Source organism: Rhodanobacter sp. PCA2 (assembly GCF_013620825.1).
In the GTDB taxonomy this organism is placed as follows: domain Bacteria; phylum Pseudomonadota; class Gammaproteobacteria; order Xanthomonadales; family Rhodanobacteraceae; genus Rhodanobacter_A.
In genome coordinates this window covers 9,678-28,836 of sequence record NZ_NJIC01000031.1, presented here as the reverse complement: position 1 = coordinate 28,836, position 19,159 = coordinate 9,678, and the positions used below count along the sequence as shown (strand labels likewise).

Genomic DNA, 19,159 nt, shown 5'->3' with positions numbered 1-19,159 from the left:
TCCGGGCGTTGCTCGCCGGTCAGGTTGATCAAGGCCCGGTGAACGGGCGACAGGAGGCAGGTGAGATGCCCAGGCTGCGTTGGACTTTCCTGGTCGCCATCGTGCTCGGCGCGGCGCTGGCGTTCGCCACCGCCGCGTTCGGCGGCAGTGGCGAAACCCCACGCGTGGACGCCAGGCTGGTGGTGAAAGGCGTTTGGATCTCCGGCCAGGTCGCCCCGGAACAACTGGCGCAGTTGAAGGCGCAGGGTTTCCGGGCGGTGGTGGACCTGCGCCCGGACAACGAAGGCCCCGGCCAGCCTTCGGCCGGCACGATGGGCGCGGCGGCAGCGCAGCAGGGCATGGCCTTCGACTACGCCCCGGTGTCGCCGGGCGCCGTGCCGGCCGCCGCGGTGGACACGCTGGGCCGCGCGCTGGCCCGTGGCGAGCAGCCGGTACTGCTGTACTGCCGCAGTGGCAGCCGTGCGGCGCGCACCTGGGCGTTGGCCGAGGCCTCGCGCCCCGGCGGCCTCGATGCGGACGCCATCGTGGACGCGGTTCACCAGGCCGGGCAGAACGCCGGGGATTTGCGCGATCAGATCGTGGCCCGCATCGCCGCCCGGCCCAGCGCGCGCTGAATCGCGGCAGACGCATGGCTGCTGTCGCCGCCCCTGCCGTCGATGTACGCCGCCGTACTGTCGCCGGGCCTGATCGGCATCCGCTGCTGACGCCGGGGTAGCCGCGCATGTCGAAAGACCGTTCCGCGCCGCCGCCCGGCAGCAAGCCGCCCGAAAAACGGGACAAGGCCACCGCCTACGCCAAGGGCCTCGGCCTCCTCGTGCGCCGCGAGCATTCCCGCCGCGAACTGGGGCGCAAGCTGCGCCAGGGCGGCTACGCAGCCGACGAGGCGGCGGAGGCGCTGGACCGTCTCGGCGCGCAGCACTACCAGGACGACGAACGCTTCGGCGAGATGCTGGTGCGCAGCCGCGCCGCCCAGGGTTACGGCCCGCTGCGCCTGCGCGCCGAACTGAAGAGCCACGGCCTGTCCGACGCGCGCATCCGTGCGCTGCTGGATGCCGCGGAAGTGGACTGGGGCGCTTCCGCCGCCGCCCAGTTGCGGCGCCGCTACGGCGCCAAGGCGGCTGCGGACCAGGCCGAAAAGCTGCGCCGGGCACAGTTTCTCTTGCGTCGCGGCTTTCCCGCCGCCACAGTAAGAGGTCTTACCCACGCCGATGTGGACGAGTTGGCCGACGAAAGCGACTGATCGCCCGGCTTGCCGTCGGCGTGGCCTGCAGCCTCCACGCCCCAGCCCGACGATCCGCACGCAATGAAGACGGCCGACATCCGCTCCACCTTCCTCGAGTTCTTCCGCTCCAAGGGCCACACCATCGTGCCGTCCGCCTCGCTGGTGCCGGCCAGCGATCCGACCCTGCTGTTCACCAACTCGGGCATGGTGCCGTTCAAGAACGTGTTCCTGGGCAGCGAAAAGCTGCCCTACGTGCGCGCGGCCGACGTGCAGCGCTGCCTGCGCGCGGGCGGCAAGCACAACGACCTGGACGCCGTGGGCTACACCGCGCGCCATCACACCTTCTTCGAGATGCTGGGCAACTGGTCGTTCGGCGATTACTTCAAGCACGAGGCGATCGTCTGGGCGTGGGAGTTGCTCACCCGGGTGCTCAAGCTGCCGCCCGAAAAGCTGTGGGTCACCGTCTATCACACCGACGACGAGGCCTACGACCTCTGGCACAAGGAAGTCGGCGTGCCGGCCGAGCGCATCGTGCGCATCGGCGACAACAAGGGCGCGCCGTTCGCCTCCGACAATTTCTGGCAGATGGCCGACACCGGCCCCTGCGGTCCCTGCACCGAGATCTTCTACGACCACGGACCCGGTGTGGCGGGCGGCCCGCCCGGTTCGCCCGACGAGGACGGCGACCGCTACATCGAGATCTGGAACCTGGTGTTCATGCAGTTCGACCGCGCGCCGGACGGCACGCTCTCGCCGCTGCCCGCGCCCTGCGTGGACACCGGCATGGGCCTGGAGCGCCTCGCCGCCGTGCTGCAGCACGTGCACTCCAACTACGAGATCGACCTGTTCCAGCACCTCGTCAAGGTGGCGGCCGAACTCACCGCCACGAAAGACCTGGCCAACCAGTCGCTGCGCGTGATCGCCGACCACATCCGTGCCTGCAGCTTCCTGATCGTCGACGGCGTGCTGCCGTCCAACGAAGGCCGCGGCTACGTGCTGCGCCGGATCATCCGCCGCGCGCTGCGCCATGGCTGGATGCTGGGCGTGCGCGGCGACTTCTTCTGGAAGATGGTGCAGCCGCTGGTCGAGGAAATGGGCGAGGCCTATCCCGAGCTCAAGCAGAAGCAAAACTTCGTGGAAGATGCGCTGCGCACCGAGGAACAGCGCTTCGGCGAAACGCTGGAACACGGCATGCGACTGTTCGACGAGGTGACCGGCCGGCTCTCCGGCAAGACCATCGCGGGCGAAGACGCGTTCCGCCTCTACGACACCTACGGTTTCCCGGTCGACCTCACCGCCGACATCGCGCGCGAGCGCGGCCTCGCCGTCGACATGGCCGGCTTCGAGCAGGCGATGAACGAGCAGCGCGAGCGCGCCCGCGCCGCGGGCAAGTTCGAGGCCAAGGGTCAGTTGCCGGCCGAGCTTGCCAGCCAGCTCGCGCCCACTGCCTTCCTCGGCTACGAGGCGCTGTCGGCGCAGGGCTGCAAGGTGCTGGGCATCGTGCGCGACGGTCGCCAGTTGGACCAGCTCGCCGAGGGCGAGCGGGGCTACGTGATCCTCGACCGCACGCCGTTCTATGCCGAGTCCGGCGGCCAGGTCGGCGATACCGGCGTGCTGTCGAACGGCCAGGGCCGCTTCGAGGTGGCCGACACGCTGAAGATGGGCGGCGTATTCTTCGGCCACGCCGGCAGCTGGCACGGCGCGCAGCCGCTCAAGGTCGGCGACGCGGTGGATGCGCAGGTCGACACCGCGCGCCGCCAGGCCATCGTGCTCAACCACTCCGCCACCCACCTGCTGCACGCCGCGCTGCGCAAGGTGCTGGGCACGCATGTCACGCAGAAGGGCTCGCTGGTGGCGCCCGATCGCCTGCGCTTCGACTTCGCCCACCACAAGCCGGTGAGTCGCGAGGAACTGGCTGAGGTGGAGGCGCTGGTCAACGCCGAGGTGCGCCGCAACGACGCCGCCGAGGTGCGCCAGATGGCCTACGACGACGCGATCGCGTTCGGCGCGATGGCGTTGTTCGGCGAGAAGTACGGCGACGAAGTGCGCGTGCTGAAGATGGGCGACTTCTCCACCGAGTTGTGCGGCGGCACCCACGTGGGGCGCACCGGCGACATCGGCCTGTTCAAGATCGCCGGCGAGGCGGGCGTGGCCTCCGGCGTGCGCCGCATCGAGGCGGTCACCGGCGCTGGCGCGCTCGCCTTCGTGGCCGACGAGGAGCGTCGCCTCGGCGAACTGGCGCACCTGCTCTCCAGCAGCGGCGACGACGCCATCGAGAAGCTGCGCCAGCTGTTCGACAAGCAGAAGAAGCTGGAGCGCGAACTGGACTCCCTGCGCGCCAAGGCGGCCGGCTCCGCCACTGCCGAACTGGCGGGCAGCGCGCACGACGTCGACGGCATCAAGATCGTGGCCGCGCGACTGGAGGGCCTGGACGCCAAGGCGCTGCGCGACAGCGTGGACCAGCTCAAGCAGCAACTGGGCGACTGCGTGATCCTGCTAGCGGGCGCGGCGGACGGCCGCGTATCGCTGATTGCCGGCGTGCACGGCCGCGCGCTGGGCCGCATCAAGGCCGGCGACGTGGTCTCGCACGTGGCGAAGCAGATCGACGGCAAGGGCGGCGGCCGCCCCGACATGGCGCAGGGCGGCGGCACCGACGCGCCGGCGCTGTCAACCATACTGGCGGATCTGCCGTTATGGGCCTCCGGCCAGTTGTCGGCCTGAGGTTGCGAGGTTGCGCGTCGACCGGGATCCCGGCTACTGGCCACGCCGAGGCGCATTGCGCCGATGGTGGATGGTCGCTAGTATCGCCCGAATAATGTAGGCAGCTGTTGCCCAATCAAGAGATTGTCGCGACAGGTAGCCAGATTGAGAGCCGGGAAGGCGGCAAAGCCTTCGACGGACAATCGTAGAACTGCGGTGATGGATGCTCAGGGGTGAGGTGCCATCACGTGCAGGTTTGGAACCAGGAATTTATGGAGCAGCAACCATGTTGATTCTGACCCGCAGGGTTGGTGAAACCCTGATGATCGGCGACGAGGTGACCGTCACCGTTCTGGGCGTGAAAGGCAACCAGGTTCGCATTGGCATCAATGCGCCCAAGAACGTCGCCGTGCATCGCGAAGAAATCTACCAGCGCATCAAGGGCGAGCACGAATCCGGCAGCGGCCCCGCCTCCGGCGACGAGCACTGAGCGAAACGTTCGGGCTTTACCTCGCGGCGGTCGGCGGTTATCCTTGCCGACCCTGCTGCAGCACCACAAACCCGGAGAGATGCCCGAGTGGCCGAAGGGGCTCCCCTGCTAAGGGAGTATAGGGTCAAAAGCCTTATCGAGGGTTCGAATCCCTCTCTCTCCGCCAGACACGCAAAACGCCCCCTAGTGGGGCGTTTTGCGTGTCTGGCGGAGAGAGAGGTGTGGACGAACCCTCTTGGGTTCGACAAATTCGTCCGGAACGAATTTGGACAGCCGAAGGCTGGCCCCGTAGCGCGCAGCGCGAAGGGGTGAGCCCCATGGATGGGGCGAACAATCCCTCGTCGCCATGAAGACACAGCAGTTGAGCAAAACGCCCCCTCGCGGGGCGTTTTGCGTGTCTGGCGGAGAGAGAGGTGTGGACGAACCCTCTTGGGTTCGACAAATTCGTCCGGAACGAATTTGGACAGCCGAAGGCTGGCCCCGTAGCGCGCAGCGCGAAGGGGTGAGCCCCATGGATGGGGCGAACAATCCCTCGTCGCCATGAAGACACAGCAGTTGAGCAAAACGCCCCCTCGCGGGGCGTTTTGCGTGTCTGGCGGAGAGAGAGGTGTGGACGAACCCTCTTGGGTTCGACAAATTCGTCCGGAACGAATTTGGACAGCCGAAGGCTGGCCCCGTAGCGCGCAGTGCGAAGGGGTGAGCCCCATGGATGGGGCGAACAATCCCTCATCATGCCGACGCTTCCATGCCGTCACGGTGCGAATCGCATCAAAACTGCACCTGCCCCCTGACCTCCACCACATCGGGATCGACCGTCACATTGCGTCGGCTGCTCTGCGCGCGCACATAGTTCGCCTGCAGCTTCAGGTAACGGTTGATGTACCAGTTCGCGCCCAGCGTCCAGTTCGATTCGTGGCCGCCGAGGACGGGGTTGTCGTCGAGGTCCAGCTCGCTGTAGCGCAGCGCGAGTTCAAGTGCGCCGTACGGACCCTTGGGCTTGATGTTGTCGACGTTGCCGCCGGAGTAGGGGCGCGATTCGCCGGTGACGACCCAGCTCGCGAATGCGTAGTAGCCGCTGGCGGCATAGCTGGGGCGTCCGCCGTCCAGCTTCACCGTGGCGTGCAGGTATTCGCCTTGCAGCGACCAGGGGCCGTTGATCCACAGGCCCTCGAAGCCGACGCGGTCGATGTGGTCGACCGGAAGCAGGTTGCCGGAATCCACCAGTCGGGTGGCGAAGGCGGCTTCGGGGCGGGCGCGCAGTCGCACGGTGGGCGGCGTGTAGCGGTTGCGTCCGTCGGTGCTGCCGTCGGGTGATTCCTCGGATGCGGAAACGCCGAGATGGATCACGTCGCCGGGCTGCTTGTGCGGCACCCATGCGAAGCGGGCGGCGACCATGCGGCCGTCGTTGTCGCCGTTGAGGTCGCCGCCGCTGTAGTAGCCCGCGTTGACGAGGTAGTGCGGGCGTTCCAGCGCCCAGTCCACGCCGATGCGCCGGTTCGCGTAGATCGCCTGCGTGGGCAGCGCGGTCTCGAGGAAGGTGGTGGCGCCGGTGCTGGTGTTGCCTTCGAAGCCCAGCGGCGTCTTGCTGAAACCTGCCCTCAACGCGCCGAGGTCGGTGCCCAGGAACGCCTTGCTCTGCACGCGCACGTAGGTGTCCACCCAGGTCCTGGCCTGGTAGTCGAAACCCAGCACGGCGTCGTAGACGCCCTTCTTCTTGAGGTAGAGGCCGACTTCCTTGCGGCGGTTGGTGTGTGCGTCCGCCAGGCGGCCGCCGTCGTTCGGGAAGCGGTCGATGTCGTACTGGTATTTCAGCGCCAGGCCGAAGTCGGTGCCGTCGTCGAACACGTAATGGGTGGGCCAGTTGGCAGCAAATCTGTACGGGCCGTTCTGGCCCGCGCTGGCCACGCTCGGGATCACCACCATCAAGGCGGCCATCAGCGTCGTCTTTTTCATGGGTGCTTCCCCTCGTTCCGGTGCCTGCTTTTGCGGATGAGCGGGGCTGCGCAGGCGCAGACCGCCCCGACGCGGCTGGCGCACGGGCCAGCCACGGATGAAGAAGAATGGGCTTCCGGCTAGCGCCGGATGGGCGATGCCCAGCTACATCGTTCGTCGATCACGGGGCGGCTGCCGTCGCCGTCGTCGCAGGGGAAGGCGACCAGCCGGGCGGGCGCGGCGCGCAGCGCGGCACCGGCATGCAAGCCCAGGCGACCAAGGTCCTCGCTCGCGACATCGGCCTCCAGCGCCAGGTCGATGCCGGCGACGTACAGGTCCAGGTGCGCCACGCTGCCGGCCAGGTATACGTGGCGCACGCGCGCCTCCCATGCGGGCTCCCCGTCAGGCACCGACAGCGCGAGATGCTCGGGGCGCACGTAGGCGACGGCCTCGCGGTGGCGGCCGTTCCACGGGTCCTCCGTCAGCGACCACGCGCCGGCGCGCCATGCCTGCGCGTGGCGCGTGAGCGGGATGCGGTTGGTACGGCCGATGAACTCGCATACGAACGGCGTGGCCGGGTCCTGGTAGATCGCCTGCGGCGTGCCCACCTGCTCGATGCGGCCGCGGTTCATCACGGCGATGCGGTCGGCGAGTTCCAGCGCCTCTTCCTGGTCGTGGGTCACGAACACGGTGGTGAGCTGCAGCTCCTCGTGCAGCTCGCGCAGCCAGCGGCGCAGCGTGACGCGCACCTGCGCATCCAGCGCGCCGAACGGTTCGTCCAGCAGCAGCAGTTCCGGTTCCACCGCCAGCGCGCGCGCCAGCGCCACGCGCTGGCGCTGGCCGCCGGAGAGCTGGCTGGGATAGCGGTCGCCCAGCTCCTCCAGTTGCACGCGCTTCAGCAGGCGCTCCACCTGCTCGCGGATCTGCGCCCGTGCGGGGCGCCGGCGGCGTGGCCGCACGCGCAGGCCGAACGCCACGTTCTCGCGCACGGTGAGGTGGCGGAACAGCGCGTAGTGCTGGAACACCAGCCCCACGTTGCGTTCGCGCGCGGAGGCGGCGAGGAAGTCGCGCCCGGCCTGGGTGACGCTGCCCCGGTCCGGATAGTCCAGCCCGGCCAGGATGCGCAGCAGCGTGGTCTTGCCCGACCCCGAGGGGCCCAGCAGGGCGAGGAATTCGCCGGGCGCCATCTCCAGGCTGACGTCGTCCAGCGCGGCGAAGTTCGTGAAGCGTCGGCTGAGCCGGTCCAGTGTCAGCGTCATGGTGGTCTCAGTGTCCGCCCGGTGCGTGCGCGGCGATCTCGTCGCCGTAGCGCCATTCGAGGAAAGTCTTCACCGCCAGGGTGAGCAGGGCCAGCAGGGCCAGCAGCGAGGCGATGGCGAAGGCGCCTACGTAGTCGTATTCGTTGTAGCGCATCTCCACTTCCAGCGGCATGGTGGTGGTGAGCCCGCGGATGTGCCCGGACACCACCGACACCGCGCCGAACTCGCCCATCGCGCGGGCATTGCACAGCAGCACGCCGTACAGCAGCGCCCAGCGGATGTTCGGCAGCGTCACGCGGAAGAACATCTGCCAGGCGTTCGCGCCCAGCACGCGGGCGGCTTCCTCTTCCTCGCTGCCCTGCGCCTGCATCAGCGGGATCAGCTCGCGCGCCACGAACGGCAGCGTGATGAACACGGTCGCCAGCACCAGCCCCGGCACCGCGAAGATGATGCGCACGCCGTGCGCGTCCAGCCATGGCCCGAACCAGCCCTGGGCGCCGAACAGCAGCACGTAGACCAGGCCGGAGATCACCGGCGACACCGAGAACGGCAGATCGATCAGCGCGCCCAGTGCGGCCTTGCCGCGGAATTCGAACCGCGTCATCGCCCAGGCGGCCGCGACGCCGAAGACCAGGTTCAGCGGCACCGCGATCGCCGCCACCAGCAGCGTGAGCCGGATTGCGGACAGCGCCTCGGGCTGCTGCAGGCTCGCCAGGTACGCCTGCATGCCCTGGCGGAACGCTTCGGCGAACACCGATGCCAGCGGCAGCAGCAGGAAGACGATGAGGAACAGGCTGGCGAACGCGATGATCGCGACGTGGCCCAGCCATCGCCCCGTGGAGCCGCCGCGCGCGCTGCCGCCGCTCACGCGCCACGCTCCGCCCAGCGCCCGCTCCAATGCTGCAGCAGCGCGATCAGCACCAGCAGCACGAACGAGAACGCGAGCATCACCACGCCCAGCGCCGCCGCGCCGGCGTAGTCGAATTCCTCCAGCTTCTGCACGATCAGCAGCGGCGCGATCTCCGAGCGCATCGGGATGTTGCCGGCGATGAAGATCACCGAGCCGTATTCGCCCACCGCGCGCGCCAGCGCCAGCGCGAAACCGGTGAGCAGGGTCGGCACCAGCACCGGCAGGATCACCCGGAAGAACGTCTGCGCGCGCGTCGCGCCAAGGCTCTCGGCCGCTTCCTCCACGTCGCGCGCCAGCGACTGCAGCACCGGCTGCAGCGTGCGCACCACGAACGGGAAGCCGACGAAGACCATCGCCAGCAGCACACCCGGCGGCGCGTACGCGACCTGGATGCCCATGGGCACCAGCCAGCGGCCCAGCCAGCCGTTCGGGGCGTAGATCGCGGTCAGCGCGATGCCGGCCACGGCGGTGGGCAGCGCGAACGGCAGGTCGATCAGCGCATCGAACAGGCGCCGCCCCGGAAAGCGGTAGCGCACCAGCGTCCAGGCCACCAGCAGCCCGAGGAAGACATTGAGCAGCGCGGCCAGCAGCGCTCCACCGAAGCTCAGCCGCAACGCCGCCAGCGTGCGCGGCGACGCGAGCAGCTGCAGCAGGCCGTGGAAGCCGATGCCGGTCGCCTTCCACGCCAGCGCCACCAGTGGCAGCAGGACGATCAGCCCAAGATACGCGAGCGTGTAGCCCAGGCTGATGCCGAACCCGGGCAGGACCCGTCTTCGCATGCTCAATGACCGGGGCCGATCTGGTCGAACACGCCGCCGTCGGCGAAGAACTTCGCCTGCACCTGGCGCCAGCTGCCGAACACCTCCGCCAGCGTGAACGTGTGCACCTGCGGGAACTGCGCCGCGTACTTGGCGGCGGCCGCCGCCGAACGCGGCCGGTAGAAGTTGCGCGCCTCGATCTCCTGCGCCTGCGGCGTGTACAGGAACTTCAGGTAGGCCTCGGCGACCTGCCGCGTGCCGTGGGCATCGGCGTTCCTGTCCACCACGGCGACCGGCGGTTCGGCGAGGATGGTGACCGACGGCACCACGATCTCGAACTGGTCGCCGCCCGGCTCGTGCCTGGCCAGCAGGGCCTCGTTCTCCCACGCCAGCAGCACGTCGCCGATGCCGCGCTGGGCGAAGGTGTTGGTGGCGCCGCGTGCGCCTGTGTCGAGCACGGGAACGTGCTGGAACAGCGTCTTCACGAAGGCCTTCGCGCTGGCCTCGTTGCCGCCGGGCTGCTTCAACGCATAGCCCCATGCGGCGAGGAAGTTCCAGCGCGCGCCGCCTGAGGTCTTCGGGTTTGGCGTGACGACCTGGATGCCGGGCCGCACCAGATCCTTCCAGTCGTGGATGGCCTTGGGGTTGCCCTTGCGCACCAGGAACACGATGGTCGAGGTGTACGGCGAGGAATTGTCGGACAGGCGCTGCTGCCAGGCCTTGTCCAGCAGGCCGCGGTCGGCCACTGCGTCGATGTCGTAGGCCAGCGCGAGGGTGACCACGTCGGCAGGCAGGCCGTCGACGACGGCACGTGCCTGTTTGCCGGAGCCGCCGTGCGACATGCGGATGGTGACGGTGTCGCCGTGCTGCGCCTTCCATTCGTCGGCGAACGCGGCGTTCAATGCCTTGTACAGCTCGCGCGTGGGATCGTAGGACGCGTTGAGCAGGGTCACGTCCTTGCCCGTCGCGGTGGCGGACAGCAGCGTGCCGGCAATGGCGAACAGTGCGGTGCGAAGCTTCATCATCAGGCCCCCGTGTCGAGATGGACGATCAGGCTATGGGTGGGTCGAGCAGGCTGTGAAATCCCGGATCGGCATGTGGATATGCCGTGACGCCCATTGCATATGGACGTCCATTTGCCCCTCAGTTTGCGGCGGCTTCCTCGCTGCGCGTTTCCCCGTCTTCGGTCAGCGCCTGCGCGAGACGGCTGGCGGCGATGCGGATTTCCGGCATCGCGGTGCATTCCCACAGGTTGCCGCGCAGCAGCGAGCCGATGCCGTACAGCCCCGGCTGCGCCCGGCCGTGGGCGTCCAGCAACTGCCCGTCCGGCGTGGCCGCGAGGCCCAGCTGCAACGGATCGGGCGTCGCCAGTCCCGCGCCCAGGAGCTGCGCCAGCAGCGGATCGCGAGCGTAGGCCACGGCGGTATCCAGCCCGGTCGCCTGGATCACGCGATCCACTTCGATGGTGCTGGTCAGCTGGGTGGTCCGGCTGCGCAGCGTGACCGCGATCGGCCCGCTGCCGTCCACGGCCAGCACGCGCGCGCCCTGCACCTGCAGGCGCCCGGACTCGATCAGCTCCTGCACGATCTCGTACGAGGCCGGCGCGGTGCGATGGCGCGAGGCTTCCCACACCCAGCGCAGGTGGCGCAGGAACTGCCGCCGCTGCGCCAGCGTGAACCCCTGCCACAGCGTGGCATTGATCGGCCGCATGCCGTCCACCACCGCGCGCCAGTCCGTGCCGGCCACGCCAGCGATCGCCTCGCGCACCAGCCGTGTCATCGGCGCCGCGCCGTCGCAGGCCAGCAGCGCGGCATTGAGGTCGTCCTGGTAGGGGTAGGGTGCGACGGGCGCGGCGGGGTGGCGAAACGGCAGCAGGCCGTGCCGCGACACCGCGATCAACTCGGCCTTGGGCCAGCGCGCCGCGGTGGAGATCAGCGTGTCGACCGCGGTCAGGCCGGTGCCGATGACCAGCACGCGGCGTGGCGGCCTGGGCGGTTCCGGCGCATTCCACGGATCGAGGATGTAGGCGCCGCTGTCCAGCACCTGCATCGAGACGGTCTTCAGTGGGCGCGGCGCCAGCGCGCCTATCGCCAGCACCGCCGCATCGGTGGCCAGCGCGGCGCCGTTTTCCAGTTCCACGTGGTAGCCCGCTTGCGGCTGCCGGCGTACCGCGGCTGCCCTGGTGTCGTGGACCTGGAAGCGACGCCCGCGCGCATGCGCCTCGGCGATGCGCGTGCGCAACTGCGCCTCGATGAATTCGCCGAACAGGCGGCGGGGCAGGAAGTCGCTGCCTTGCGCGTGGCCGAGGTGCCTGCTCGCGTGCTGCAGGAATTCGCCCTTCTGCTCGGCGAACAAGCCCATGCCCGCGGCGCGCACGTTCAGCAGATGGCGGTCGTCGGCGGTGGCGTAGGCCACCCCGCGCCCCGGCGCGGCGCCGCCGGTGATCCAGTGCACCGTGCCGCCATGGTCGGCCCTGCGCAGCAGTTCGCCGAATACCGCGGCCCCTGCAGCGCCGCCACCGATGATTGCGATGTCAGCCATGTGTGTTTCCTGTGCGTGGGGACAGCGGGCCGTGCGGCTCATCGGTGGACGAGTCGCCGGCGTGGTCCCGTTCGTTGGATCAGCGGTTCGCGAGTTCCAGCTCGGTGCGGTGCGGGACGCTGTCCCAGCGGCCCTGGGCATCCTGGTCGAAGGCGCGGTAACGGCGCAGCGCGCCGCCGTAGACGTGCAGCGACAGCGCGGGGCGCTGCGCGGAGAGATTCCTGCAGCGATGCGCGTAGTCCGCGTCGGAGAACGTGGCGTGGTCGCCGATGCCCAGCGGGGTGACGCCGCGCGGGGCCAGTCGCACGCTCGGCGTCACCTCGATCGCGTAGGACTCGACGCCCAGGATGCCGTCCAGCACCAGTTCCAGGCCCCACAGGCCATCGTGGTCGTGGATGGGCGTGGCGTGGCCGGGCGGCCAGGCGATCAGCAGCACGGAGTAGTCGTCGGCGTACAGCGGTTCGCGCAGCGAGATGCGGCGATAGCGCGGGGGAGTGCCGGCAGGAAAGACATCGGCGCCCGCGGGACAGCCTTCCCACCACGCAGCGTGCGCGAGCGAGCGCGTCAGTTGCGCCACGGCTACATCGCGGCCGTCGCCCACGCCGCGGGCGGTGGCCGCCAGTACGCGGTGGGTCCAGACGGCGGTGCTGTTCGGATGGGCGTCGCACATAAACGTCCCCTGAATTCGTGGGTGCGAGCCGACTGAATCATGCGGACGGTTAAGGAAGCGCTAGCCGGATATTGGCGATTGTGCGCGGCGATGTCGCACTGCAATGCGCGGGTTTTGCGATAAATCCGCAGCGGAACAAGGCAGTAGACGTGGTCGTGGTTTTGTCGCGGCGAACATGCCGGGGAACGGCCACTCACAGTGAGACGAAATTCGTCTGGTGCGGATGGACGGATTTCGCCATATCGGCTGCGCGGCGCACGGATGCCGCACCGGCAGCGGGACCGGAACGTGCGGCCGCGACCTCCCTGTCGCGGCGTGTCGTCGCGTCTGGACCGGTTACCAGATCTTCACCTGCCGGTCGCCGTCGCGCACCATCTTGTCGCCCGCCTTGCACTGGAACGCCTGGGCGAACGCGGGCATGTTCGACGGCGCGCCGATCGCGCGGAATTTCGCCGGCGCATGCGGGTCGGTGTTGAGCAGGGTGAGCTGCGCCTCGGGACGGATGCTGCCGCGCCACACGCGGGCCCAGTTGAGGAAGAAACGCTGGTCCTGGGTGTAGCCGTCGATCTTGCTCTTCGCCTCGGCGGGGTTCTTCGCCAGCGCCATCTGCAGCGCATCGTAGGCGGCGTTGAGGCCGCCCAGGTCGCCGATGTTCTCGCCCATGGTGAGGCGGCCGTTGACGTGCTTGCCGGGCAGCGCCTCGTAGCCGTCGAACTGCGCCGCCAGCTTGTCGGCGCGCGCATCGAACGCCTTGCGGTCGGCGTCGGTCCACCAGTTCGCGTTGTTGCCCCTGGCGTCGAACTTGCTGCCCTGGTCGTCGTAGCCGTGGCCCATCTCGTGGCCGATCACCGCGCCGATGCCGCCGTAGTTGAGCGCGTCGTCCGCCTTGGCGTCGAAGAACGGCGACTGCAGGATCGCGGCCGGGAACACGATCTCGTTCTTCTGCGGGCTGTAGTAGGCGTTCACGGTCTGCGGCGTCATGCCCCATTCGTCGCGGTCCACCGGCTTGCCGATCTTGCCCACCATGTAGTCGTAGTTGAACTTGCGCGCGGCGCGCAGGTTCGCGAAGTAGGCGCCGGGCGCCAGCGTCAGGCCGCTCCAATCGCGCCACTTGTCGGGGTAGCCGATCTTGGGCGTGAAGCTGGCCCACTTCTCCAGCGCCTTCTGCCTGGTGGCGTCGCTCATCCATTCCAGCTTCTCGATGCGCGCCTTGTAGGCGGCGCTGAGGTTCGCCACCAGCGCCTGCGCGCGCTGCTTGGACGCGGGCGAGAAGTGGTCGGCCACGTACAGCTCGCCCAGCGCCATGCCCATGCTGCCGTTGACGGTGCCGAGCACGCGCTTCCAGCGCGCCTGCATCTCCTGCTGGCCGTTCAGCGTCTTCTCGTTGAACGCGAAGTCTTCCTGCTGGAACGGTTTGGACAGGTAGGGCGCGGCGCCGTCGATGAGGTGGAAGCGCAGGTAGGCCTGCCACTCGGCCACCGGCGTCTGCGTCAGCATGCGGTCGAACTCGGCGAAGAACTTCGGCTGCGACAGCGAGAAGCCCTGGCCCACGTCGGCGCCCTGCGCCTTGAAGAACGCCGCCCAGTCGAAGTGCGGGGTGGCCTGGTCGGCCTCGGCGATGCTGACGTAGTGGTAGCGGTTCTCCGGCTTGCGCAGTTCGGTGGGCACCATGGACACGGCGGCGAGCCGGGTCTCGAACGCCAGCACGCCCTTGGCCTGCGCCTGCGCGGCGGCGGCCGGCGTGCCGGTCAGCTCGAACAGTTTCGCGATGTGCGCGACGTAGGCGTCGCGGATCTTCGCGAAGTCCGGCTTGCTGTAGTAGTCGGCGGTGGGCAGGCCCAGGCCGCCCTGGCCCACGTAGGCGATCTCGCGGCTGGAGTCCTTGAAGTCGCCGTTGCCGTAGAAGCGGAACGCCACGCTGCGGCCCTGGGCGTAGCTGTCGCGGATGTAGGCGGCGATGTCGGCGCCGTCCTTGAGGCCGGCGATGCGCGCCAGCTCGGGCTTGATCGGCGTGTAGCCCGCCTGGTCGATCGCCGCCTCGTCCATGCCCGAGGCGTACAGCCAGCCGATCTTCTGCTCGATCGAGCCGGGCTTGGCCTGGCCGGCGTGCTTCGCTGCCTGCTCCACGATGCCGCGCTGCACGTTGAGGCTGTCCTCGCGCAGCGCGTCGAACGAACCCCAGCGCGTGCGGTCGGCGGGGATGGGATGCGCGGCCACCCACTTCGCGTTGACGAAGCCGTTGAAGTCCTGGCAGGCGTCGATCTTCGTGTCCAGCTCGCCGATGTCGAACGAGCTGGACGGCGCGGCAGCGGCGCCGGTGGCGAGCGAAAGGGCGACGGCCAGGGCCAGCGGCTTGATGTAACGGTGGCGCATGCGGGTGATCCTCGGAATGGTGCGGGCCGCGCCGGGGCGCGGTTTGCAGGAATTTGCGAACACTCAGGCTAGGCCAAATCCGCGGGTCGGCCACAGTGACTTAGGTCATGGATGCGCCCGCGCATGTCGGCCACCATGCGGTGGTCCCGCGCACGCTTTACCATGCCCGAATGTCCGCATCCGCTCCCCTCGCTTTCCGCCCGGCCACTCTGGCCGACGTCCCTGCCATCGTGGCCCTGGTCGAGTCCGCCTACCGGGGCGACTCGGGTCGGCGCGGCTGGACCACCGAGTCCGACCTGCTGGACGGCCAGCGCACCGATCCCGCTGGCGTCGCGGCGCTGCTTGACCAGGCCGACAGCCGGCTGCTGCTGGCCGAGCGCGAGGGTGCGCTGCTGGCCAGTTGCCATATCGAGCGGCAGGGCGATTCCGGCTATTTCGGCATGTTCGCGGTCGATCCCACCCGGCAGGGCGGCGGCCTCGGCAAGCGGGTGCTGGCCGAGGCCGAGCGCATCGCGCGCGAGGAATGGCATTGCGGGACGATGCACATGACGGTGATCGTGCAGCGCGCGGAGCTGATCGCGTTCTACGAGCGTCGCGGCTACCGCCGCACCGGCGAGTTCCAGCCGTTCCCCTACGGCGACGAGCGTTTCGGCATCCCGCGCCGCGGGGACCTGCGCTTCGAGGTGCTGCGCAAGGCGTTCGCCGAGGTGGCGGCATGAGCCTGGCGGCCGAGGGCTGGGTGCGGGTGGGCACGCGCAGCGAGGTGCTGCCGGGCGAGTTCAAGGTGGTGTTCGACGGCGACACGCCGATCGCCGTGTACAACATCGACGGCGACCTCTACGCGATCGAGGATGTCTGCACCCACGACGGCGGCGACCTCGCCGGCGGCGAGGTGTTCGGCTTCGAGGTGGAGTGCCCGCGCCACGGCGCGCGCTTCGACCTGCGCAGCGGCGCGGTGACGCGCCCGCCTGCGGTGGAGCCGGTGGCGAGTTTCCCGGTGCGCGAGGACGACGGCGCGATCTGGACCCGCGACGACCGCTGAGCCGGCCTGCAGGATTTCCGATGGCGTGAAGCGACCGGGCGGGCAGGGCCGCAGTCTCAGAAGTGGTAGACGAAGGCCAGCGATTCGGTGAACTGGTTGCGCGAGCCGTACTGGCGCACCAGCGGGCTGGCGGCGGCGTCGCCCAGCAGGTAGCCGTACTCCAGCGAGGCGGCCAGCCCGGTGTGCTTGCCGGTGGGCAGGAACAGGTTGTACGCCAGCGCGGCGAGCTGGCTGCCGCCGCCCGGTTGCCAGGCCGGCACGCCCAGCGCCGTGGCCGAGGCGGGCGCGACGCCGAAGAAGCGCCGCATCGCCGCGCCGTTCATCGATTGCCAGCGCAACTGCAGCGATTGCTCCAGCAGGCCCAGCTTGGGCGGGTCCCATTCCGCGTAGAACTCCAGGTAGGCGCCGGCGCCGTTGAGGTCGTGGCTGAGGCGCAGGCCGGCGTCGAGCTGCGGGTTGAACTCCCATTCCAGGTAGCCGCCGCCGGTGGCGCGGGGCGCCAGCGTGGGCAGCTTGCCGGCCAGCGACGCGCCCAGGTCGTCGCGGTCGCGGCCCCACTGGAAATCGCCGTAGATGCCGCCGTGCAGGCGCGTGTCGCGGATCAGGTCCCATTGCAGGCCGTCCTCGGTGGACAGGCTGAAGCCGTACTGCGGCAGCTCGATGTCCACGAACGGGATGGGATCGTTGCGGTGCGTATGCGCCCCGGCCCAGCGCGGCATGCGCTGTACCCCGGCGCCGATGGCCAGCGTGGGTGCGGGATCGGTGTCGTCCGCCGCGGCGCACAGCGGCAGCGACAGGCACAGCAGGGCAATCAGCAGGCGCGAACGGGCAGCAGGCATGGGTGGCAAGAACAGGGGACCGGATCAGCTTAACGGCTGGCCGGGCATCCGGTTGTCACCGGCAGGCCGGCGCTCAGCCGCGGTTTGGCTCGGGCCCGACAGGGGAAAGGGCGCCGAAAGGCAGCCTCCCTACCGTGCCATCCATCATCGCTGTAGGTGCGCCACTCTGATGTCTGCTTCCGGCTGGACCATCCTGTGTGATTTCGACGGCACCATCTCCGTCGAGGACGTGATCGACTCGCTGCTCGACCGCTTCGGCCGCCCCGGCTGGGAAGTGCTGGAGCAGGACTGGCGCGCCGGCCGCATCGGCTCGCGCGAGTGCATGGCCGGCCAGGTCGAACTGCTGCAGATGACCCGCGCCGAGCTGGACGAGCACCTGCGCGAGCTGTGGATCGACCACGCCTTCCCCGGCTTCGTGGCCAAGGCGCGCGAACTGAACGTGCCAATCCGCATCGTCAGCGACGGCCTCGACTACGCGATCCACCAAATCCTCGGCCGCTACGGCCTGGACCGGCTGCCGCTGGCCGCGAACCACCTCGCGCCGGCCACGCCGCCGAAGCAGTGGCAGCTCACCTCGCCGTTCCAGGCCGAGGGTTGCCGCAGCGGCACCTGCAAGTGCGCCTGCGTGGCGCAGGCCCGCAGCACCGGTGACAGGACCCTGCTGATCGGCGACGGCGCCTCCGACTTCTGCGCCGCCGACCGCGTGGACTTCGTGTTCGCCAAGCACCGCCTGATCGAACACTGCCGCGCCGCCGGCATCCCCTACATGCCGATCACCGGCTTCGAGGACGCGCTGGAATACCTGCCGCGCCTGCTCGACGGCTCGCTGGCGCAGCACGCGCACTATCACGAAGCGGCGGCGGCCTGAGCGGCCGTCCCGCGTTCTTCGTCACACCCCCTGCAACCGCTTCCCCGGATCGATACCCATGAACATCGACAAGAACGCCGTCGGTTTCATCGACGACGCGCAACTGCTCGCCGACGAGGCCAGGTACAGCTCCTTCGGCGACACCGTGCATTACGTGGACCCGCCGAAGATCTTCCGCCACGGCGAAGGCAGCTACATGTACGACACCGCCGGCACGCCGTTCCTCGACCTGCAGATGTGGTACTCGGCGGTCAACTTCGGCTACGGCAACAAGCGCCTCAACGACGCGCTGAAGAAGCAGATCGACGTGCTGCCGCAGGTCGCCAGCCAGTACCTGCACCAGACCCGCATCGAGCTGGCCAAGACCATCGCGCTGGACGCGAAGAAGAAGTTCGGCCTCGACGGCCGCGTGCACTTCAACGTGGGCGGCGCGCAGGCGATCGAGGATTCGCTCAAGCTGGTGCGCAACGCCAGCAACGGCAAGAGCCTGATGTTCGCGTTCGAGGGCGGCTACCACGGCCGCACCCTGGGCGCCTCGTCCATCACCTCCAGCTACCGCTACCGCCGCCGCTTCGGCCACTTCGGCGAGCGCGCGATGTTCCTGCCGTTCCCGTACCCGTTCCGCCGCCCCAAGGGCATGACGCCGGAAGAGTATTCCGACAGCTGCGTGCGCCAGTTCGAGCGCCTGTTCGAGACCGAATACAACGGCGTGTGGGACCCCAAGACCAACCAGTGCGAGTACGCCGCGTTCTACGTCGAGCCGATCCAGGGCACCGGCGGCTACGTCGTCCCGCCGATGGGCTTCTTCAAGGGCCTGAAGAAGGTGCTGGACAAGTACGGCATCCTGATGGTGTCCGACGAAATCCAGATGGGCTTCTGGCGCACCGGCAAGCTGTGGTCCATCGAGAACTTCGGCGTGACGCCGGACATCGTGGTCTTCGGCAAGGCGCTCACCAACGGCCTGAACCCGCTGTCCGGCCTGTGGGCGCGCGAAGAGCTGATCAACCCCACGCTGTTCCCGCCGGGCTCCACCCACTCCACGTTCAACTCCAACCCGCTCGGCACCTCGCTGGGCCTGGAAGTGATCAAGATGGGCTACGAGCTGGACTACGAGACCACCGTGCCGAAGAAGGGCGCGCACTTCCTCGAAGGCCTGCGCGACCTGCAGAAGAAGCACAAGGAAATCGGCGACGTCGACGGCCTCGGCCTGGCGCTGCGCGCCGAAATCTGCACCGACGACGGCTTCACGCCGAACAAGGCGCTGCTCGACAGGATGGTCGACATCGGCCTCGCCGGCGACCTGGAGCACAACGGCAAGAAGATCGGCCTCGTGCTCGACGTCGGCGGCTGGTACAAGAACGTCATCACCTTCGCGCCGTCGCTGGACATCACGCACGAAGAGATCGACCTGTCGATGTCGCTGCTCGACCAGCTGCTGACGAAGGCCAAGAAGGGCTGACGCGCGGTTGCCCGCTGCAAACGAAAGGCCCGGCGCGAAACCGCCGGGCCTTTTGCTTTCTCCCTCTCCCCTCCGGGGAGAGGGCCGGGGTGAGGG

17 protein-coding genes and 1 tRNA gene are annotated in these 19,159 nt (G+C 69.0%); 9 read left to right on the top strand and 9 right to left on the bottom strand.

Features of this window, described 5'->3' with window-relative positions; genetic code table 11:
* The first annotated feature begins 65 nt into the window (after positions 1-65).
* The 5 genes from PCA_RS10765 to PCA_RS10745 all read left to right on the top strand — a co-directional run bounded on the left by PCA_RS10765 (position 66) and on the right by PCA_RS10745 (position 4,578).
* Positions 66-614 carry a TIGR01244 family sulfur transferase gene (locus tag PCA_RS10765; protein ID WP_181302612.1) on the top strand — a complete coding sequence of 183 codons (549 nt, stop codon included), beginning with the start codon at positions 66-68 and terminating at the stop codon, positions 612-614.
* A 107-nt stretch (positions 615-721) separates the two neighbouring features.
* On the top strand, positions 722-1,240 hold the full coding sequence (locus PCA_RS10760) for a regulatory protein RecX (protein ID WP_181302611.1): 519 nt from the start codon (positions 722-724) through the stop codon (positions 1,238-1,240).
* A gap of 63 nt (positions 1,241-1,303) precedes the next feature.
* Positions 1,304-3,943 (top strand): alanine--tRNA ligase, encoded by a 2,640-nt coding sequence (gene alaS / locus PCA_RS10755; RefSeq protein WP_181302610.1) that lies wholly within the window; start codon positions 1,304-1,306, stop codon positions 3,941-3,943.
* A 265-nt stretch (positions 3,944-4,208) separates the two neighbouring features.
* Positions 4,209-4,412, top strand: a complete 204-nt coding sequence (csrA, locus tag PCA_RS10750; protein WP_181302609.1) for a carbon storage regulator CsrA — start codon at positions 4,209-4,211, stop codon at positions 4,410-4,412.
* Between the two features lie 73 nt (positions 4,413-4,485).
* Positions 4,486-4,578, top strand: a tRNA-Ser gene (locus PCA_RS10745).
* A 602-nt stretch (positions 4,579-5,180) separates the two neighbouring features.
* Here the strand turns inward: PCA_RS10745 and PCA_RS10740 are convergent.
* From PCA_RS10740 to PCA_RS10705, 8 genes are all read right to left on the bottom strand, one after another.
* Positions 5,181-6,365 carry a porin gene (locus tag PCA_RS10740; protein WP_181302608.1) on the bottom strand — a complete coding sequence of 395 codons (1,185 nt, stop codon included), beginning with the start codon at positions 6,363-6,365 and terminating at the stop codon, positions 5,181-5,183.
* A 119-nt stretch (positions 6,366-6,484) separates the two neighbouring features.
* Entirely contained in the window at positions 6,485-7,603 is a 1,119-nt protein-coding gene (locus PCA_RS10735; protein ID WP_181302607.1) for a TOBE-like domain-containing protein, read from the bottom strand.
* 7 nt (positions 7,604-7,610) lie between these two features.
* Positions 7,611-8,471: a sulfate ABC transporter permease subunit CysW gene (gene cysW, locus PCA_RS10730; protein WP_343204437.1), complete on the bottom strand. Its 861-nt coding sequence runs from the start codon at positions 8,469-8,471 to the stop codon at positions 7,611-7,613.
* Entirely contained in the window at positions 8,468-9,298 is an 831-nt protein-coding gene (gene cysT, locus PCA_RS10725; protein ID WP_181302605.1) for a sulfate ABC transporter permease subunit CysT, read from the bottom strand. Before cysT ends, cysW begins: the two co-directional genes overlap by 4 nt.
* A complete protein-coding gene (locus PCA_RS10720) occupies positions 9,295-10,296 on the bottom strand; it encodes a sulfate ABC transporter substrate-binding protein (protein WP_219918727.1) in 1,002 nt (333 codons plus the stop codon). The genes cysT and PCA_RS10720 overlap by 4 nt, the downstream gene beginning before the upstream one ends.
* 118 nt (positions 10,297-10,414) lie before the next feature.
* The gene (locus PCA_RS10715) at positions 10,415-11,812 is read right to left on the bottom strand and encodes an FAD/NAD(P)-binding protein (protein ID WP_181302604.1); all 1,398 of its coding nucleotides are present in this window, start codon (positions 11,810-11,812) and stop codon (positions 10,415-10,417) included.
* A 79-nt stretch (positions 11,813-11,891) separates the two neighbouring features.
* A complete protein-coding gene (locus tag PCA_RS10710) occupies positions 11,892-12,482 on the bottom strand; it encodes a cysteine dioxygenase family protein (RefSeq protein WP_181302603.1) in 591 nt (196 codons plus the stop codon).
* A gap of 336 nt (positions 12,483-12,818) precedes the next feature.
* Positions 12,819-14,855: a M13 family metallopeptidase gene (locus PCA_RS10705; protein ID WP_181302602.1), complete on the bottom strand. Its 2,037-nt coding sequence runs from the start codon at positions 14,853-14,855 to the stop codon at positions 12,819-12,821.
* Between the two features lie 170 nt (positions 14,856-15,025).
* On the opposite strand from PCA_RS10705, the gene PCA_RS10700 reads away from it, so the two are divergent.
* Positions 15,026-15,574: a GNAT family N-acetyltransferase gene (locus tag PCA_RS10700; RefSeq protein WP_181302601.1), complete on the top strand. Its 549-nt coding sequence runs from the start codon at positions 15,026-15,028 to the stop codon at positions 15,572-15,574.
* Complete coding sequence (locus tag PCA_RS10695) at positions 15,571-15,897, top strand: non-heme iron oxygenase ferredoxin subunit (protein ID WP_181302600.1); 327 nt, start codon at positions 15,571-15,573, stop codon at positions 15,895-15,897. The genes PCA_RS10700 and PCA_RS10695 overlap by 4 nt, the downstream gene beginning before the upstream one ends.
* Positions 15,898-15,953: 56 nt before the next feature.
* Here PCA_RS10695 and PCA_RS10690 read toward each other — a convergent pair whose 3' ends face one another.
* Positions 15,954-16,736, bottom strand: coding sequence for a MipA/OmpV family protein (locus PCA_RS10690; protein WP_181302599.1), 783 nt, complete (start codon positions 16,734-16,736; stop codon positions 15,954-15,956).
* A gap of 169 nt (positions 16,737-16,905) precedes the next feature.
* On the opposite strand from PCA_RS10690, the gene PCA_RS10685 reads away from it, so the two are divergent.
* Together PCA_RS10685 and PCA_RS10680 are read left to right on the top strand one after the other, a co-directional pair.
* Positions 16,906-17,604 (top strand): MtnX-like HAD-IB family phosphatase, encoded by a 699-nt coding sequence (locus PCA_RS10685; protein ID WP_181302598.1) that lies wholly within the window; start codon positions 16,906-16,908, stop codon positions 17,602-17,604.
* 58 nt (positions 17,605-17,662) lie between these two features.
* Positions 17,663-19,063 (top strand): aminotransferase class III-fold pyridoxal phosphate-dependent enzyme, encoded by a 1,401-nt coding sequence (locus PCA_RS10680; RefSeq protein WP_181302597.1) that lies wholly within the window; start codon positions 17,663-17,665, stop codon positions 19,061-19,063.
* Positions 19,064-19,159 lie beyond the last annotated feature (96 nt).

Coding starts and splice junctions, on each gene's coding strand:
- PCA_RS10765 (WP_181302612.1), top strand. CDS start 66: ATGCCCAGGCTGCGTTGGACTTTCCTGGTCGCCATCGTGCTCGGCGCG.
- PCA_RS10760 (WP_181302611.1), top strand. CDS start 722: ATGTCGAAAGACCGTTCCGCGCCGCCGCCCGGCAGCAAGCCGCCCGAA.
- alaS (WP_181302610.1), top strand. CDS start 1,304: ATGAAGACGGCCGACATCCGCTCCACCTTCCTCGAGTTCTTCCGCTCC.
- csrA (WP_181302609.1), top strand. CDS start 4,209: ATGTTGATTCTGACCCGCAGGGTTGGTGAAACCCTGATGATCGGCGAC.
- PCA_RS10740 (WP_181302608.1), bottom strand. CDS start 6,365: ATGAAAAAGACGACGCTGATGGCCGCCTTGATGGTGGTGATCCCGAGC.
- PCA_RS10735 (WP_181302607.1), bottom strand. CDS start 7,603: ATGACGCTGACACTGGACCGGCTCAGCCGACGCTTCACGAACTTCGCC.
- PCA_RS10720 (WP_219918727.1), bottom strand. CDS start 10,296: ATGATGAAGCTTCGCACCGCACTGTTCGCCATTGCCGGCACGCTGCTG.
- PCA_RS10715 (WP_181302604.1), bottom strand. CDS start 11,812: ATGGCTGACATCGCAATCATCGGTGGCGGCGCTGCAGGGGCCGCGGTA.
- PCA_RS10710 (WP_181302603.1), bottom strand. CDS start 12,482: ATGTGCGACGCCCATCCGAACAGCACCGCCGTCTGGACCCACCGCGTA.
- PCA_RS10705 (WP_181302602.1), bottom strand. CDS start 14,855: ATGCGCCACCGTTACATCAAGCCGCTGGCCCTGGCCGTCGCCCTTTCG.
- PCA_RS10700 (WP_181302601.1), top strand. CDS start 15,026: ATGTCCGCATCCGCTCCCCTCGCTTTCCGCCCGGCCACTCTGGCCGAC.
- PCA_RS10695 (WP_181302600.1), top strand. CDS start 15,571: ATGAGCCTGGCGGCCGAGGGCTGGGTGCGGGTGGGCACGCGCAGCGAG.
- PCA_RS10690 (WP_181302599.1), bottom strand. CDS start 16,736: ATGCCTGCTGCCCGTTCGCGCCTGCTGATTGCCCTGCTGTGCCTGTCG.
- PCA_RS10685 (WP_181302598.1), top strand. CDS start 16,906: ATGTCTGCTTCCGGCTGGACCATCCTGTGTGATTTCGACGGCACCATC.
- PCA_RS10680 (WP_181302597.1), top strand. CDS start 17,663: ATGAACATCGACAAGAACGCCGTCGGTTTCATCGACGACGCGCAACTG.